The organism is Pseudomonas sp. P9_35, from assembly GCF_034008205.1.
Classification (GTDB): Bacteria; Pseudomonadota; Gammaproteobacteria; order Pseudomonadales; family Pseudomonadaceae; genus Aquipseudomonas; species Aquipseudomonas kilonensis.
The window spans coordinates 3,089,941-3,104,414 of the sequence record NZ_CP125373.1 but is presented as its reverse complement, the minus strand read 5'-3'; the positions used below and the strand labels follow the sequence as shown (position 1 = coordinate 3,104,414).

Sequence of the window (14,474 nt, the reverse complement as noted above, 5' to 3'; positions counted from 1 at the left end):
CGTCTTACTTTCCAGACATACAAATCAAGTCAGATCAGACGCCACTCTTCACTTTGGTCCAGATCCGCGTGCGGATCCGCTCCAACTTCAATGGCAGCGGCTCAAGTGGAATAAGTGTTGCGACCGTTTTTTTGTCTGGATAAATCCAAGGATTGTCTCGCAGCTTCTGCTCGACGAACTCAGCGGCATCCTTATTGGCGTTAGGGTATAGCGTGTGGTTTGAGGTCTTGGCGATAATTTCTGGTCGCATCATATAATTAATGAACGCCATACCTTCCTTGGGATGGGGAGCATCTTTCAGCAAAACCAGATTCTCCGACCAGGACAGCGCGCCTTCGCGAGGAAGGCTGTAGGCGATCGTGCGCCCGGTGTTGGCCTTCTCGTTGCTGGCCTGTGCAGCAAGGGCACCATTAGCCCATCCCACAACTGCACAGATATTGCCGTCAGCCAGGTCGGCGTCGATTCTGGAGGAGTCGAAATAGAGAACGTAAGGACGAATTTTCAACAGCAAGGCTTGGGCTTTCTGGTAATCATCCGGGTTCTTGCTGTTGCTAGGGAGTCCCAGGTAATTCAAGGCAATGGAAATGATCTCACTTGGAGAATCAAGCATTGCCACACCACACGACTGTAGCTTACTAATGTTTTCTTCTTTGAAGATCAGGTCCCAGCTATTCACCGGAGCACTATCACCCAACGCGCCCCTGACTTTGTCAACGTCATAACCAATGCCGGTAGTGCCCCATAGATAAGGTACGGCGTAGCGGTTACCAGGGTCATTGACCGCGAGCTGGGCCAGGAGCTCAGGATCGATGTGTGAAAAGTTACTCAGTTGACTACGATCCAACGGCTGGAGGACTCCCGCCTGGATCAGGCTGGGCAACACATTGGAGGTCGCCACAACCACGTCATACCCGGTGCGCCCAGCCATGACCTTGCTCTGCATGATTTCGGCGCTGTCGAACGCATCCATATGCACGCTCGTGCCAGTTTCCTGTTCAAACTCCTTTGGCGTCTCCGGCGCAAGCAACCCGAACCAGTTATACAGATACATCCCGGGCTCTACAGCCGCTACTGATGTGCTTATCCCTGCACAGAGAAGCGAGGCGGAAAAAATGGTTCGCAAATGTGACTTTCTCATGCAACATCCTTGTCAAGACGATATGCCCTCATGGCCATCGTTAACCCTGGCAGCGAATATACCGGGTGTTACCGAATAGTAAATACCTACGAATACTTACCCTTGACCTGCGAATCCCTAACCCTAAAGGGGTAGAAAATGCCGTTTGACCTCCACAGCCTGGCTTGGCATCGATCGATTGGGAAGCTGATCATGCAGCTGAATCGTCCAGATTTCTGGAGTTCACTTGTTCGCACCTTAAATGAATATGTACAAATCGATAATTGGGTTGTATTGATTTTCAGCAATCAACACGTGCAGGTCGTCAGCCTTCCTGAAGTAGCCGATGCGGAAGAAGTCGACGCATTCGTTCATCGCTACGTGAAAGGTCTTTATTTGCTGGACCCGTTTTATATAGCCAATCGAGAAAACCCACAAAGTGGCTTCTTCCACCTATTGGATATTGCACCGGAATACTTTCTTGAAACCGAGTACTACCACAAGTATTTTGCACAATACATCTCCATGGATGAGGCGCAGTACAATGTCCAACTCGACCCCGACAGAACGTTATGCATTTCCATCGGCAGCAAAGTCCGCTTTAGCCAAGAACAAATAACCATGCTGGATATCATCAAGCCGTGGGTGACTGCATTGATGCATCAGCGCATGGGTTTCGAAATTGACGTAGAGAAGACTCCGGCTGAACCGCCTCTGTGGCCAGAAACGGTCAATCAGCTTGGCACCCAAATAACAGCACGCGAGAGTGACGTACTCCGCTTATTGCTCAGCGGCTTCTCCAATAAGGAAATAGCCGGAAAGCTGTCCCTCTCGGCGGAGACCATAAAAGTCCACCGCCGCAACATTTACGCAAAATTAAATATCAAGTCGCAATCTGAGCTATTTGCTCGATTCTTCATGCCCAAACAGAATATTCCCGCTACCCATTGAAGTCAGGGCATCGGGCTGATTTGCTCGGTCATGCGCCTGCAAGCATCAAGTTCAGATTCTGCACCGCCGCGCCAGCGGCGCCCTTCCCAAGATTGTCAAACACCGCAGCCAACAAAACCTGCCCGGTCTCATCATTCTCAAACACCGACAAGCGCAAATCATCAGTTCCGTTAAGCGCTTGAGGATCAAGGGACGTCAACGCTTTCGCTTCTTGCATCGACATCACCTGTACATGCCGCGCATCGGCGTAGTGCTGCATCAAACACCCATGCAACTGCACCGCGCTCACGCCTGGCGCCAACAACCGGGTTTGCAAGGGTATGGTCAGCACGATCCCCTGCCGAAAAGCGCCATAGGCCGGCACGAACATCGGCCGCTCCGTCAGCCCGCTTTGCTGCTGAATCTCCGGAATATGCTTGTGTGCCAGCCCCAGCCCATAGACCTGAAACGCCGACGCCTCTGCTGCGCCCGCGCCCTCATGCTCCTCCACACCGGCCCGTCCTTTTCCGGAGTAACCCGACACGGCATGAATGTTCAGCGGGTAATCCCTGGGCACCAATCCGGCCTCCAGCAATGGGCGCAGCAACCCGATCGCCCCCGTTGGATAGCAACCGGGATTGCTGACCCGCCGCGCAGCGGCGATGCGCTGGGCTTGTTGCGGATTCATCTCTGCGAATCCATAGGTCCAGTCTGCATGGGTGCGGTGCGCCGAACTCGCATCGATCACCCGAACGGCGGAGTTTTCGAGGGTCGCTACCGCGTCGCGTGCGGCTTGGTCGGGCAAGCACAGAATGGCGATGTCGCAGTGGTTGATGGCTTCGGCGCGACGTTGCGGATCCTTGCGATGTTCGGGGCTGAGTGTGAAAAGCCGCAGATCGCTGCGCTCGCGCAGACGTTGGTGGATTTGCAGCCCGGTGGTGCCTTGGTCGCCATCGATGAATACAAGGGAACTTGCCATGGAATGCTCTCGGACATTGGAAATCAGGAGCCCAATCTTCAGCGACGCTCTAAGATAGGAAAAGTTGAATTTATAAACGATGAAATTCAGTTTTTCTGAACAAGGAAATCCTCATGCGCGAAATCAGCCTGGACCGTCTGCGCACCTTGGTAGCGATTGCCGACCTGGGATCGTTTGCCGAAGCGGCCCGTGCGCTGCACCTTGCGCCGCCCACCGTCAGTCTGCATATCGCCGACCTGGAGGCGCGCGTGGGCGGCAAGCTGTTGTCGCGCACGCGCGGGCGCGTTCAACCTTCAGCGATAGGGAACACATTGGTGGAACGCGCGCGGCGCCTATTGGCAGACGCAGAGCAGGCACTTGAAGACGTCGAACGTCAGGTTCAAGGATTGGCCGGGCGTGTGCGGCTAGGCGCCTCCACAGGGGCCATCGCACAGTTGCTGCCGCATGCGTTGGAGTCTTTGAGCCAACGCCACCCCGCGATCGATGTACAAGTCGCGGTGCTGACCTCCCAGGAAACCTTGAAGAAACTTGCCGAGGGCGCTTTGGAGGTTGGTTTGGTCGCGCTGCCGCAGTCCCCGGTGAAGGGTTTGCGGATCGAGCCGTGGCGACGGGACCCGGTCATGGCGTTCCTGCCGGCTCGCTGGGAATGCCCGGAGGTTGTGACCCCCGCTTGGTTGGCCGCTCAGCCGTTGATTCTGAATGACGCCACCACCCGTCTTTCGCGCTTGACGGCGGAGTGGTTCGCCAGTGATGGGCAGCAGCCTGCGCCGCGTATCCAACTGAACTACAACGACGCGATAAAAAGCCTGGTGGCGGCAGGATATGGTGCGACGTTGTTGCCCCATGAAGCGGCCACGCCATTGCTCGATAACAGAATCGTCATGCGCCCATTAAAACCCTTATTGTGGCGTCAACTGGGTATTGCCCACCGCAGTCGGGACATCGAACGGCCTACGCAACATGTGCTGGATGTGTTGTGGGAGTTGAGTGCGGAGTGATTTTGTCTGGGCATGAGGTATTCTGCGCGGCGTAAAACACGATCCAGGCCTGCGACGTGCAACCGATTGTCACGTCCCCTTGATCGATCTAAAAGCGGCGCACCAGGAGGTCTGCATGTTGTTTGGACATCGCTTCGAGCGCACCGCACAGGATGACCTGCACATCCACTCGCGCAACCGGGTGCAGAGCGCCTTCGTGCTGCTGACAGGCGCGCTGGCCTTCATCTTGCCGGTGGCGTTCGCCGTGTTTGTGATCGCTGATGAAGGCTCGCCCCTGACTGACCTGGATCCGTTGACTTCACTGCTGATCGTGCTCGGGCTGCTGCTGATTCCGGCCCTCGGCCTGCTCCTGATGGTGTACACCGGCATCCACGAGACCTTGCTGTTATCGCGACGCGACGGTGAAGGCAAGCGCCGCACCCGAAACTTTTTTGGGCGCCGCGAGCGTGTGCATTCGGTCTTTAGAATCGATCCCCCCAAATGCCTCGAACTTCGCCGCCGCCAAGATGCCGAGCCGGCCTACACCCAGCTGTGGCTGGTGATGCGCGATGGCACCGAGCACCGCCTGACGACCGACAACGTTCCGGTAGTGCCGGGAAATCAACGCACCAACGTATGGCTGCGTGAGCTGGCCGACTACCTGAACGTGGCAGTGCCCACCGAAGTCGTGGTGGGCTCGGCGGCGGGTGTGAAGAAGGCAACCTATAGGCCTGCTCCAGCCCCAACCAGCGGTAAAGCGGTGAGGGAAGCCAGGCAGCGCAAAGCCAAGGGGCTCACGCGTTCCCATGAGGCCACCGAAAAACTCGGCACGCCCGCACGCGCCCTACTCGTTCTACTGGGTGTTTTCCTGGCAGTCCTGGAGCTGACTCACGTCATCGCATTGGTGCCCGCGCTGTTTACCGGGCGGCTGCGCGTCGGCGGCTTTCGAACGGGCACGACCACCTTCTACTGGGCCGAGCAACCGCTCACCTTTTCATTCAACCTGCTGGTGGGCATGGCCGAGGTGTTGATCATCGGATTCATTGCCTGGGGTTGTCTGCGCATGGCGATCCGGGGCCGGATGAGCTCCAATCCCTGAAGGTGGTCAATTCGACCACAGCGCCACATAAGCCTCAAAGCCGCCGTTAAATGGCAGAATGATCGTTTCGGAGACCACCATGCTTCGCGTATTTGAACAAAGACTCGACCCCTTCCCGCCCGACGAGGTACCGCCGCCACCCGAAGGCCTGGCTCGGTTTCTGTGGGCGTGCACACGGGGCGCCCGCGGCTACATCCTTGCGTTTGCGCTGCTCAGCGCCGGTGTGTCGATCTACGAAGCCTGGCTGTTTTCTTTTCTCGGTCAGGTCGTGGATCTGCTCTCGACCTGGCAAGCCGGTGGTGAGGCGGCGGCGCAGGAAAGTCGCGTGCTGTGGGGCATGGGCATCGTCATGGTGGCCAGCATCGGGCTGGTGGCGTTGCGAACCATGGTGCAGCACCAGGTACTGGCGATCAATTTGCCGTTGCGCCTGCGTTGGGACTTCCACCGCCTGATGCTGCGGCAAAGCCTGTCGTTTTTTTCCGATGAGTTCTCCGGCCGGGTCACCACCAAGGTGATGCAGACGGCGCTGGCCGTGCGCGACGTGCTGTTCACCCTGATCGAGATCGCACCCGGGATCGGCGTGTATTTCATCGCGATCATCGCACTGGCCGGCGGCTTCGCCCTGAAGCTGATGCTGCCTTTCCTGGCCTGGATCGTGTTGTTCGGGCTGGCGATGCTCTACTTCGTGCCCCGCTTGGGGAAAGTCGGACAGGAACAGGCCCATGCCCGCTCTTCGATGACCGGACGTATCTCGGACGCCTACACCAACATCACGACCGTGAAGCTGTTCTCCCATTCCAATCGTGAAGCGCACTTCGCGCGCGCGGCCATGGAGGATTTCAAACAGACCGGCTTTCGCCAGATGCGCCTGGTCAGCCAATTCGAGATCGTCAACCAAGCGTTGGTGGTGGGCTTGATCATGGCCGCAGGCGGTTATGCGCTTTGGCTGTGGCACCAGGGCGAAGTCGGCGCCGGTGCCGTGGCGGCGATCACTGCCATGGCGCTGCGTATCAACGGCATGTCGCATTGGATCATGTGGCAAATGACCTCGCTGTTCGAGAGCATCGGCACCGTGCAGGACGGCATGGCCACCCTGACCCGCGGCCCCAAGGTGCAGGATGCGCCGGACGCCGGGGTGCTGGTGACCTCTGGCGGAGCGGTCACCTTCGACAAGGTGAGCTTCAACTACAACGGTGAACGCCAGGTGCTCGATGGCTTGAGCCTGAACATTCGCCCGGGCGAAAAAATCGGCCTGGTGGGCCGCTCCGGCGCGGGCAAATCCACACTCATCAACTTGCTGCTGCGTTTCTATGACGTCGACAGCGGGCAGATTCGCATTGACGGGCAAGACATTGCGCACGTGACGCAGGACAGCCTGCGCAGCGCCATCGGCATGGTCACCCAGGATACATCCCTGCTGCATCGCTCCATTCGAGACAACATCGCCTACGGCCGCCCCGATGCAAGCGACGCGCAAATCCGCCGTGCCGCGGCCAATGCCCAGGCCGATGAGTTCATCAGCCAACTGAGCGACCGCCAAGGTCACTCCGGCTACGACACCCTGGTGGGCGAGCGCGGCATCAAGCTGTCGGGCGGCCAGCGCCAGCGCATCGCGATTGCTCGAGTGATGCTCAAGAACGCTCCGATCCTACTCCTCGACGAGGCGACCAGCGCGCTGGATTCGGAAGTCGAAGTGGCCATCCAGGAAAGCCTCGATGAAATGATGCAGGGCAAAACTGTCATCGCCATCGCCCATCGGCTGTCGACAATTGCGGCGATGGATCGACTGATTGTCATGGATGATGGGCGCATTATTGAACAGGGTACCCACGCTGAATTGCTCGCCAAGAACGGCATTTATGCGCGGCTGTGGCACCATCAGAGTGGTGGGTTCCTGGGTGAAGATCGGTGGGTGAGCGAGGCGATGGATCAGGTGTGAGCGTGGATGGCCTGGGGTGATCTGCACGTGGGTGTTTTGGGTCGTCAGCTGTCCTTCACAACGGGCAGCTTTCGGCCAAAAACGGACTAACGTGAACCATTCTTTTGGGACTGAGGAGCTCTTTACCTCTTCAGATAGGCGCGCCTACGACCGCTTTCAGCTGCGGCCGGATTAGCGGGGAGAGTGTAAGCAGGGGAAGTCTTGATTCACAGTAAAGGGCAGGGATCGCGCTTCGGAGTCACAATGGTGGTCCGACGTATCGCCCGAGTCACGCCCACCCGCAGTACTAAAAGATCCTGGGCGCAGATTTTTGGATCCTGCGGGGCTTTGGCAATGCGCTGGTAAAGGCCGTCGTAGATGATGACCTCGTCGAACTCCTTCCCTTTGGACTTATGTATGGTCATCAGATGGATGCCACGCCAGTCCTTTTGAGCTGCAGCGAAATGCTCCTGCATCAAGGCACTCCGGACTGCCTCTTCAGCACCCATGTACTCTCCCTGGGCACGCCACAACGCACCCAAATTGGTTCGCAATACTGAGCCTCGGTGCAGCAGTCGTAGGTAGCGAGCATCTGTTGCTACTTGCTTCAAGGCTTCCGCAGTGGACGATGCCAATAGGCCGCGCAGGTGTAACCAGTCTTCCTCAGGGTCGCCCGTTAATTGCAGTTGCCGCCGCAATTCTGAGATGCGCTGAACTTCGCTGACAATCAACAGGCGCTTGGAACCGCGGATCTTTCCCGAGGAAAGGAACCCGCTAAGAGCACCCGCCAGGTCAAGCTCGGTCTGTGGGGTAGGCCTGCCCCCGCGCCGTCCGCGAATGTGTGAGTGAAGTGCGCCGAGCATGCGGCTCGCCACATCGCCAGCGGTACCTCCCGCCAGTAACGTGGCGATAACGCCAGCGGCTAGAGCCGGCGGTTCAGCATCCATTGCGACATCGTGATGTAGCGCTGGCAGACCATCAGCTGCAGAAGAAAGGTAGTCAGAAAACTCGAGCATCAGCCGCCTGGATGGCACCAGGATCGCGATCGATTTGTCAGGTACTTTTTTGAGGCGATCCAACGCCGAGAACACCGCGGCCTTGGCGGTGAAGTGCAGGCTCTTGCCATACATGAAGTCGTAACGCGTGATTTTGACCTGCTGGTAGGCCTTGCCCTTGTTTGCGCCAGTGAGCAGGTCATTCCCATAGGCCGTGATATCGGTACCGCTGCTGCGATGATTTTCACCCGCGAAATCGAAATGGGCGGCGCCGAAGTTCTCCAGAAAGTCTACAACCCGCCTGGGATCAGCACCTCGAAACTCATAGATCCGCTGTTCGGGGTCGGCCAGTGCAATGAGGCGACTGCGCTTTCCAAGCTGCTGGATTAGCGTCCATTCATCACTGTTTGTGTCCTGAAACTCGTCGAGGATGATGATGGGATAGGTGTCGGAGAAGATGGCGCCTAACCGATCACTGCGGCTCAGCAGTTCGCTGGCCAAGCTTGCGAACAAGTCGAAATGCAGGCGACCCTCCTGTTCGAAAAGGCGTCGCTTCTCATTTTCGTGCTGGGCCTTATCGATATCTGCCAAATGCGCTGCTGCTTCGGGCGGTGGTAGAAGCTGCAGGTTCGGTCTGCCATTCAACAGATAGGCATGGCTTCGGAGAATGCTCCATGCGAAACCGTGGTACGTGCTGACCTCTAGTTGCTTCAGATCCTCGCGAGAAATCAGCTCAGAAGCCTTTTCGATGATGCGCGCTACGGTCGGTCTGGCGAAGCTCAAGAAGAGGACCTTCTGGCCTGGCTTGAGTATTCCTGAGCAAATCTCATTGCGAGCTTTGACCAGCGCGACGTGTGTTTTGCCGGCACCAGGGCCACCTAGCGCCAGGGCGTGCCTGGCGCACTCCAGAAAGTCGCGCTTCTGATCGCTCCACACTTCCGTCATGACAGAGGCTGGGTCGGGGACGGTTGGAACTTCCCATAGGCGGCTGCCAATTGCGGCGACTTGGCTGCCGCTTCTGGGAGAGGGGGCACGCCGGCTAGCTGGGGAGGTAGTGGAGGCAGCGGAGGTGGCTCAATGACGTTCTTGATGGCTGCCAGCGCGGTTCTCACGTATTCAGGCATGTCATTGGCGGTTGGGCAGGAGGCGAGCAAGTCGCCGGCGTCGCCACCACCCTTGGCCCAGCTGAAATAGCTCGACAGAGCCGCCTGCAGATCGGCCAGCGGCGTTGCGGGCGTTGGCGCCCTTGCCGCGAGATGCTGCGGCCAATCGCCGCCAGCAACTACAACAGCAGCATAGCTGCGGAGTGCGACCTCAGACACGCCATACAACACAAGGTTTTCGAAGCCCTTAGTCGCGGACTCATAGGCATGATCGACCGAGGCAGTGATGGTTGCGAGCGCCTCCTGTGATTGCTTGTCGAACACCGCGAACACGATCTTGCCGAGAGACCGGAAGAATGCACCCAGAGGAGCGACATTGGTCTCGCCGCGAGCATCGACGATAGCCACTCCAAGGTTTTCGAGAGATTTGAATCGCGTGGGATCCAGCTCGGCGAGCCGGCGGGCGGCGGCAGGCAATGCGTCGAACTCCGTACGGCCCTCAAGCACAAGTACGTAGCGGGCAAGTAGAGCTTCGCAGAACCGAGCTTTAAACTCTGTGCGATAAGCCTTGGGCTTGACTGCTGGTGGGTATGTTGCAGGGACTCCGGTCATAACACCGGCCGTGCGCTTGAGAACCACCACCTGGGCAGGATCGAACTCCTCCAGCACGTAGGGTGAGTGGGAGGTGAAGATGGCCTGTGCCGACTTCTGGCGTAGTGAATTGATAATTCGTTTCTGGGTGTGCGGCGGAAGCGCGATCTCTGGCTCTTCCATCGCGAAGATCACGCTTTGCTTGAGTTCGGCGATGATAGACAGCAGAGCCAATACCAGCGTGTTAATCGTGCCAGTGCCTTGGTGCTGATATGGGGCGGAGTAGACAGAGCCGTCCGGCCTTTTTGCGCCAGTGCCCATGAAGACAGTCAGGGTTCGACGGAGCATGTCGCGGGTGAGGTCCGAAACCCGCATGTGGGGTTGCTCTGCCCAGTCGGATGGTACGTAGTGCCGTACTGCATCCTGGACTGCGACAAGTAACTCGCCGATATCCTCGGTCTCTCCAACTGGCAATGCCCTCAGTTGGTCGAGCAAGTCTTCCCACATTGTCAGTCGTGTCTCCTTCAGCCGAAGGATTACGTCCAACAAAGAGCCTCGCTCTAGGCTGAGTGCGCGGGCGCCGGTTCGTAGGGTGCGAAGATAAAGAAAACCGCACTTTCGTTTGTCGGGCGCAGAGAACCGCAGGTAGGAGCCATCCGGCATTTCGGGAGTGGCGTAAAAGGTATCCCCAGCGAAGTCGTCCTCTTCTACGTCATACCAGCCGTTGAAGAAGACGCGTATTGCTGCACCAACATGGGGGGCGTCTGTTCCCTCTGGGGGTGCCCCCACAAGCAATGTCTTTGCCTGTGAATCCCACCACTCGATATGGTCGCGGAAATGCCGCAGCTGCTCATCAGAGAGTCCAGCGACAATAACCTCGATCTGGATTGGGACGACCTCGTTCTTGGCCGGATCTACGTACGTACCTGCATAGAAATCGTGCTCATCAATTACAGGACGGCGACTCAGGCGCTCCGGGCCAAGTACCAGGTCCACCGCTTCCAGCAATGTGGACTTGCCGGCGTTGTTGTCACCAATAAAAGCAGTGTGTCCATTGAGGTGGACCTCACCGTAGGCGATGCCTCTGAAGTTCCGGACGCGAACACGCACAAGATGCACTTCGACCCTCCTTGTCTAGCGGAAACCAATCTACTGATTCTAGTGGCTCATGGTAGGTGCGATTCGACTGTATCGCCACTTGAGAGCTCCTTCGGGTCGATTCGCGTACCGCGCGCGCGCAACCAAGGACCGCTATTGGCCGATAGCTGCCGGAGTCAGCCGTTGCTTAGCTGCATGATGTGAGTCGCATGGGCGTCTTCAGTTCGAAAGCAGCCAGCCCGTGATTGAGGAATCAAGCTAGGCTTAAGCAAGCCTCGCTATGAAGGATGAAATTCCTCGAAATAGGAGTTTCCATCGGCGAAACTTTAAAGGAAAGAAAAAAACCAGCGCTCCTATCACCATCAGAACTTCAGGAATAACCGATGCAACATCTGATCCTTCATTTCACTCATTCCATCGAGGACATTGTCCCGTGGTGCAACGTTATTGAAGAACTCAAGCCACAGCTTGCTCGGAGTGGCGTAGGTCAATTCGATAGCGATGACATGGCAATCGATGGCGGCGGCTGTGAGGCTATATTTCGAGGCTTGGATGCAAAACAGCTATTGGCCGTCATCCTTCCGCATATCCAAAACCTGGATTTTCTACAAAAGCCAACAACTAAAGTGGAGCTTATCTTCGGAGAGCTTGGCAGTTCTTCTGAGCGGCAAATTTTCAGCTTAGCTGACACTAAGTGGGTACCGTCTGCTTAGGGTCGGAAGCAGCCCTTCGCTTCCGACCCGATCCATCTTGGGAAAAATGGAATCTATTCCACCGGACGCTTATCTAGGGTCGATGACATCCAGCGCCCGGTTTGCCAATAGCAGACCTAGTTCAATCAATTGTTGCAGCCCTAGTGCAACATGCCGTCGAGAATCCTCCAGATCGAACGCCAAATCGCCGGCCATGGCATTGGCGGAGGCTAACGTTTCGCTGAGGTTGGCCAACAGGCTTTCAGCATCGACGCCCTCCACGACGGTGAATAGCTGGTCCGGAGGTGGCTTCTTGTCAGGCTGGGCGGGTTTGGGGTTCAGATAGGAATCGATGACACGTTCGGCGTTGGCGTCGGCCGCGATGTCCAGGTGCAGCGGTGGAACGGGTGGGTCGGGGATGAGTTTGTCCATGGAATGCTCCTAACGTAAGTGGGAGCCGCCACGTTCGCTGCTAAACGAGAGGGTGGCAGCCGTGCGCAGGTTAGCAGACCGGTACGTTAGGAAACCGGCGCACCCGAGGATGCCCTGCGCACAGCCGCCATAAGAATTCGAGCAATAAAAATGCCCGCACTGAAGGCAGTTGCCGTGCGCCTAACGTGATTCCGAGCTGCTAAACCCGACCGCTGAATGGCAGCGGTGGACAAAGACTAGGCACCGAAATCAGCAGGCGCAAGAGGCTGGAATTTTCTAGGAAATGTCCTGCAAGTCAATGGGAAATATTCGTTCCGTCGATTCCTACGAGAAGCTCGTACAACCCTTCCACCACCGAAACGCTGCGCTGCGCGACGGGTGCGATGTGATTGGAAGACCACAACCATGGCTCAGCCAATTAATCCGGCAGATGCCATAATCCCTCCCTGCTCATACCTGAGACGGATCAATGACCACCGAACGCTACGACCAACTCGCCATCTTCGCCGCCGTCGCCCAGGAGCGCAGCTTCACCCGCGCAGCGGCCAAGCTGGGCATGTCGCAACCGGCGCTGAGCCGGGCGATGCGTCAGTTGGAGGAGCGGCTGGGGGTCAGGTTGTTGTCGCGCACCACTCGCAGTGTCGCCCCGACCGAAGCCGGTGAACACCTACTGCGGGTGGTCGCGCCGCGGTTCGAAGAGATCGATAACGAGATGGCGATGCTCAGTGAGTTTCGTGATAAGCCGGCGGGTAAGTTGCGCATCACTGCCGGTGAGCACTCCGCGATCACGATCCTGCAATCCGTTCTTGCCAGGCTGCTACCTGATCATCCCGACCTCAACATCGAAATCATCGTCGACTACGGCTTTACCGATATCGTCGCGGAGGGTTTCGACGCCGGTGTGCGGCTGGGTCCGCAGGTGGCCAAGGACATGATTGCCCTGCGTATCGGCCCTGACATGCGCATGGCGGTGGTGGGCTCGCCCGCGTATTTCGCCCGGCATGCCAAGCCGGTCATTCCAGATGACCTCACGGCGCACAATTGCATCAACCTGCGCATGCCGACCCATGGCGGCCTCTACGTCTGGGAGTTCGAGAAAAACGGACAGGAGCTGAAAGTCCGGGTGGAAGGCCAGTTGGTGTTCAACACCATCGCGATGCGCCTGGAGGCCGCGCTTCAAGGCTTGGGACTGGCCTTCATGCCGGAGGACCTGGTGCAGGACGCTGTCGCGCAAGGCCGGTTGATTCGGGTGCTGGAAGATTGGTGCGAGCCGTTTTCCGGCTACCACCTCTACTACCCCAGTCGCCGCCAAAGCTCACCGGCCTTCACGCTGCTGCGCGAAGCCTTGCGCTACGAGGGTTGACTGGCCTGGACGGTGTCCAACGCTTCAGCGGCGCGCTTGGCCGCGGCGGCGTCGCCCTGCTCGCCCAGTAGCTGGATCAGTTGCCGCAGTTGCGCAGCGCTCAAGCCGACGCGCAGGCTGGCGGCCATGTGCGAGCGCAGTTGTGACTCCACGCCGGGGGTGACCGCCAGCGCGGCGACTGTCGCCAGCTCACGGCTTTGCCAGTCCAGGTTGTCACGCTCGAAAATGTCGCCAAACAGGTGCGTCTGCAAGTACTGGTTGATGACCGGGACGAAGTCGAACAACGGTCCCTGGACGGGCGCACCGGCAATGCGCGTCTGATTGGCCCTGCCCGCCGCCAGCAGCGCATCGCCGGTAGGAATCAGGCGAGCGGGCTCGCGCCCCGGGTTGTCCTGGACGCCGCGTTGCTTGCGCGCCTCCACCACTTTCATCAATTCGCCGAGGGCGTTGAGGCTGCGGGGAAAGCCGCTGTAGGCGTAAAGCTGCACCAGGACTTCCTTCGCCTCGCTGACGGTGAGGCCCGCATCCAGCCCTCGATTCAAGGCCGTATTGAGGCTTGGCATGTTGCTCGTCGCCATGGCGGCGGCAATCAACGGGATGGCTTGCTGCTGGGCCGACAGGGTTTGCGAAACCGCCATGGCCTCCGGCTTGGCCGATGGCGTAGCCGTTCCAGCGGCACCGTACTGTTCTTCGCTGACCTTCTCCAGCCACTCCACGTTTTTGCCCTCCACCGTACCGGTCACGGCCAGGTGGGTCATGGCGCTCGTCGGCGCGGCGCCATGCCAATGCTTGATGCCTGGTGGGCAGACTATCACGTCGCCCGGGCGGATCTGCTGCACGGGCTTGCCCCATTCCTGCGTCAGGCCGACACCGGAAACCACCACCAAGCGCTGCCCAGCGGGATGGGTGTGCCAGGCCGAACGCGCGCCCGGTTCGAAGCTGACGTAGGCGCCGGAGGCATTGATTTCATTGGTTGCCGGGAACAGAGGATCGACCCGCACTCGCCCGGTGAAATAATCCGCCGGACCTGCGGCCGACGCTTGGCTGCCGGCCCGACTGATCTGTTGCGAAGTCCGGGACTCGCTGGTGCTTTCTGTACTGGCGGCGTCGACAAAAGGCGCCGCCGCGCATAGCGCAAAACAAAGGCTACCGGTTGAACGCAGAGTCATTTGGCTTTCCT

12 protein-coding genes are annotated in these 14,474 nt (G+C 58.3%); 6 read left to right on the top strand and 6 right to left on the bottom strand.

Translation table 11 applies throughout. The features are described 5' to 3' along the window. Nucleotides 1-34 precede the first annotated feature (34 nt). Entirely contained in the window at nucleotides 35-1,138 is a 1,104-nt protein-coding gene (locus QMK47_RS13550) for a polyamine ABC transporter substrate-binding protein (protein WP_253474179.1), read from the bottom strand. 138 nt (nucleotides 1,139-1,276) lie between these two features. Here QMK47_RS13550 and QMK47_RS13545 point away from each other — a divergent pair, with 138 nt between their 5' ends. Beyond that, nucleotides 1,277-2,068 carry a helix-turn-helix transcriptional regulator gene (locus tag QMK47_RS13545; protein ID WP_024618998.1) on the top strand — a complete coding sequence of 264 codons (792 nt, stop codon included), beginning with the start codon at nucleotides 1,277-1,279 and terminating at the stop codon, nucleotides 2,066-2,068. Nucleotides 2,069-2,096: 28 nt separating this feature from the next. On the opposite strand, the gene argC is transcribed toward QMK47_RS13545, so the two are convergent. Then, on the bottom strand, nucleotides 2,097-3,026 hold the full coding sequence (gene argC / locus QMK47_RS13540) for an N-acetyl-gamma-glutamyl-phosphate reductase (protein ID WP_320390387.1): 930 nt from the start codon (nucleotides 3,024-3,026) through the stop codon (nucleotides 2,097-2,099). Nucleotides 3,027-3,139: 113 nt separating this feature from the next. Here argC and QMK47_RS13535 point away from each other — a divergent pair, with 113 nt between their 5' ends. From QMK47_RS13535 to QMK47_RS13525, 3 genes are all read left to right on the top strand, one after another. Then, nucleotides 3,140-4,024, top strand: a complete 885-nt coding sequence (locus QMK47_RS13535; RefSeq protein ID WP_214511731.1) for a LysR family transcriptional regulator — start codon at nucleotides 3,140-3,142, stop codon at nucleotides 4,022-4,024. 115 nt (nucleotides 4,025-4,139) lie between these two features. Further along, entirely contained in the window at nucleotides 4,140-5,102 is a 963-nt protein-coding gene (locus tag QMK47_RS13530) for a hypothetical protein (protein ID WP_320390527.1), read from the top strand. Between the two features lie 79 nt (nucleotides 5,103-5,181). Beyond that, entirely contained in the window at nucleotides 5,182-7,041 is a 1,860-nt protein-coding gene (locus QMK47_RS13525; RefSeq protein WP_320390386.1) for an ABC transporter ATP-binding protein, read from the top strand. 206 nt (nucleotides 7,042-7,247) lie between these two features. On the opposite strand, the gene QMK47_RS13520 is transcribed toward QMK47_RS13525, so the two are convergent. Together QMK47_RS13520 and QMK47_RS13515 are read right to left on the bottom strand one after the other, a co-directional pair. Then, the gene (locus tag QMK47_RS13520; RefSeq protein WP_320390385.1) at nucleotides 7,248-8,960 is read right to left on the bottom strand and encodes an ATP-dependent helicase; all 1,713 of its coding nucleotides are present in this window, start codon (nucleotides 8,958-8,960) and stop codon (nucleotides 7,248-7,250) included. Then, entirely contained in the window at nucleotides 8,957-10,828 is a 1,872-nt protein-coding gene (locus tag QMK47_RS13515) for an ATP-dependent nuclease (RefSeq protein ID WP_320390384.1), read from the bottom strand. Before QMK47_RS13515 ends, QMK47_RS13520 begins: the two co-directional genes overlap by 4 nt. A gap of 362 nt (nucleotides 10,829-11,190) precedes the next feature. Here QMK47_RS13515 and QMK47_RS13510 point away from each other — a divergent pair, with 362 nt between their 5' ends. Beyond that, nucleotides 11,191-11,520, top strand: coding sequence for a hypothetical protein (locus tag QMK47_RS13510; RefSeq protein ID WP_320390383.1), 330 nt, complete (start codon nucleotides 11,191-11,193; stop codon nucleotides 11,518-11,520). Nucleotides 11,521-11,589: 69 nt separating this feature from the next. Here QMK47_RS13510 and QMK47_RS13505 read toward each other — a convergent pair whose 3' ends face one another. After that, nucleotides 11,590-11,931, bottom strand: a complete 342-nt coding sequence (locus QMK47_RS13505; protein ID WP_253474162.1) for a DUF6124 family protein — start codon at nucleotides 11,929-11,931, stop codon at nucleotides 11,590-11,592. A gap of 469 nt (nucleotides 11,932-12,400) precedes the next feature. On the opposite strand from QMK47_RS13505, the gene QMK47_RS13500 reads away from it, so the two are divergent. Then, nucleotides 12,401-13,294: a LysR family transcriptional regulator gene (locus tag QMK47_RS13500; RefSeq protein ID WP_320390382.1), complete on the top strand. Its 894-nt coding sequence runs from the start codon at nucleotides 12,401-12,403 to the stop codon at nucleotides 13,292-13,294. Here the strand turns inward: QMK47_RS13500 and QMK47_RS13495 are convergent. After that, the gene (locus QMK47_RS13495; RefSeq protein WP_320390381.1) at nucleotides 13,282-14,463 is read right to left on the bottom strand and encodes a cupin domain-containing carboxymuconolactone decarboxylase family protein; all 1,182 of its coding nucleotides are present in this window, start codon (nucleotides 14,461-14,463) and stop codon (nucleotides 13,282-13,284) included. The two genes, QMK47_RS13500 and QMK47_RS13495, sit on opposite strands and share 13 nt — an antisense overlap. Nucleotides 14,464-14,474 lie beyond the last annotated feature (11 nt).

What these genes read in the sequence shown, in the direction of transcription:
- QMK47_RS13550 (WP_253474179.1), bottom strand. Translation starts at nt 1,138, where the DNA reads ATGAGAAAGTCACATTTGCGAACCATTTTTTCCGCCTCGCTTCTCTGT.
- QMK47_RS13545 (WP_024618998.1), top strand. Translation starts at nt 1,277, where the DNA reads ATGCCGTTTGACCTCCACAGCCTGGCTTGGCATCGATCGATTGGGAAG.
- argC (WP_320390387.1), bottom strand. Translation starts at nt 3,026, where the DNA reads ATGGCAAGTTCCCTTGTATTCATCGATGGCGACCAAGGCACCACCGGG.
- QMK47_RS13535 (WP_214511731.1), top strand. Translation starts at nt 3,140, where the DNA reads ATGCGCGAAATCAGCCTGGACCGTCTGCGCACCTTGGTAGCGATTGCC.
- QMK47_RS13530 (WP_320390527.1), top strand. Translation starts at nt 4,140, where the DNA reads ATGTTGTTTGGACATCGCTTCGAGCGCACCGCACAGGATGACCTGCAC.
- QMK47_RS13525 (WP_320390386.1), top strand. Translation starts at nt 5,182, where the DNA reads ATGCTTCGCGTATTTGAACAAAGACTCGACCCCTTCCCGCCCGACGAG.
- QMK47_RS13520 (WP_320390385.1), bottom strand. Translation starts at nt 8,960, where the DNA reads ATGACGGAAGTGTGGAGCGATCAGAAGCGCGACTTTCTGGAGTGCGCC.
- QMK47_RS13510 (WP_320390383.1), top strand. Translation starts at nt 11,191, where the DNA reads ATGCAACATCTGATCCTTCATTTCACTCATTCCATCGAGGACATTGTC.
- QMK47_RS13505 (WP_253474162.1), bottom strand. Translation starts at nt 11,931, where the DNA reads ATGGACAAACTCATCCCCGACCCACCCGTTCCACCGCTGCACCTGGAC.
- QMK47_RS13500 (WP_320390382.1), top strand. Translation starts at nt 12,401, where the DNA reads ATGACCACCGAACGCTACGACCAACTCGCCATCTTCGCCGCCGTCGCC.
- QMK47_RS13495 (WP_320390381.1), bottom strand. Translation starts at nt 14,463, where the DNA reads ATGACTCTGCGTTCAACCGGTAGCCTTTGTTTTGCGCTATGCGCGGCG.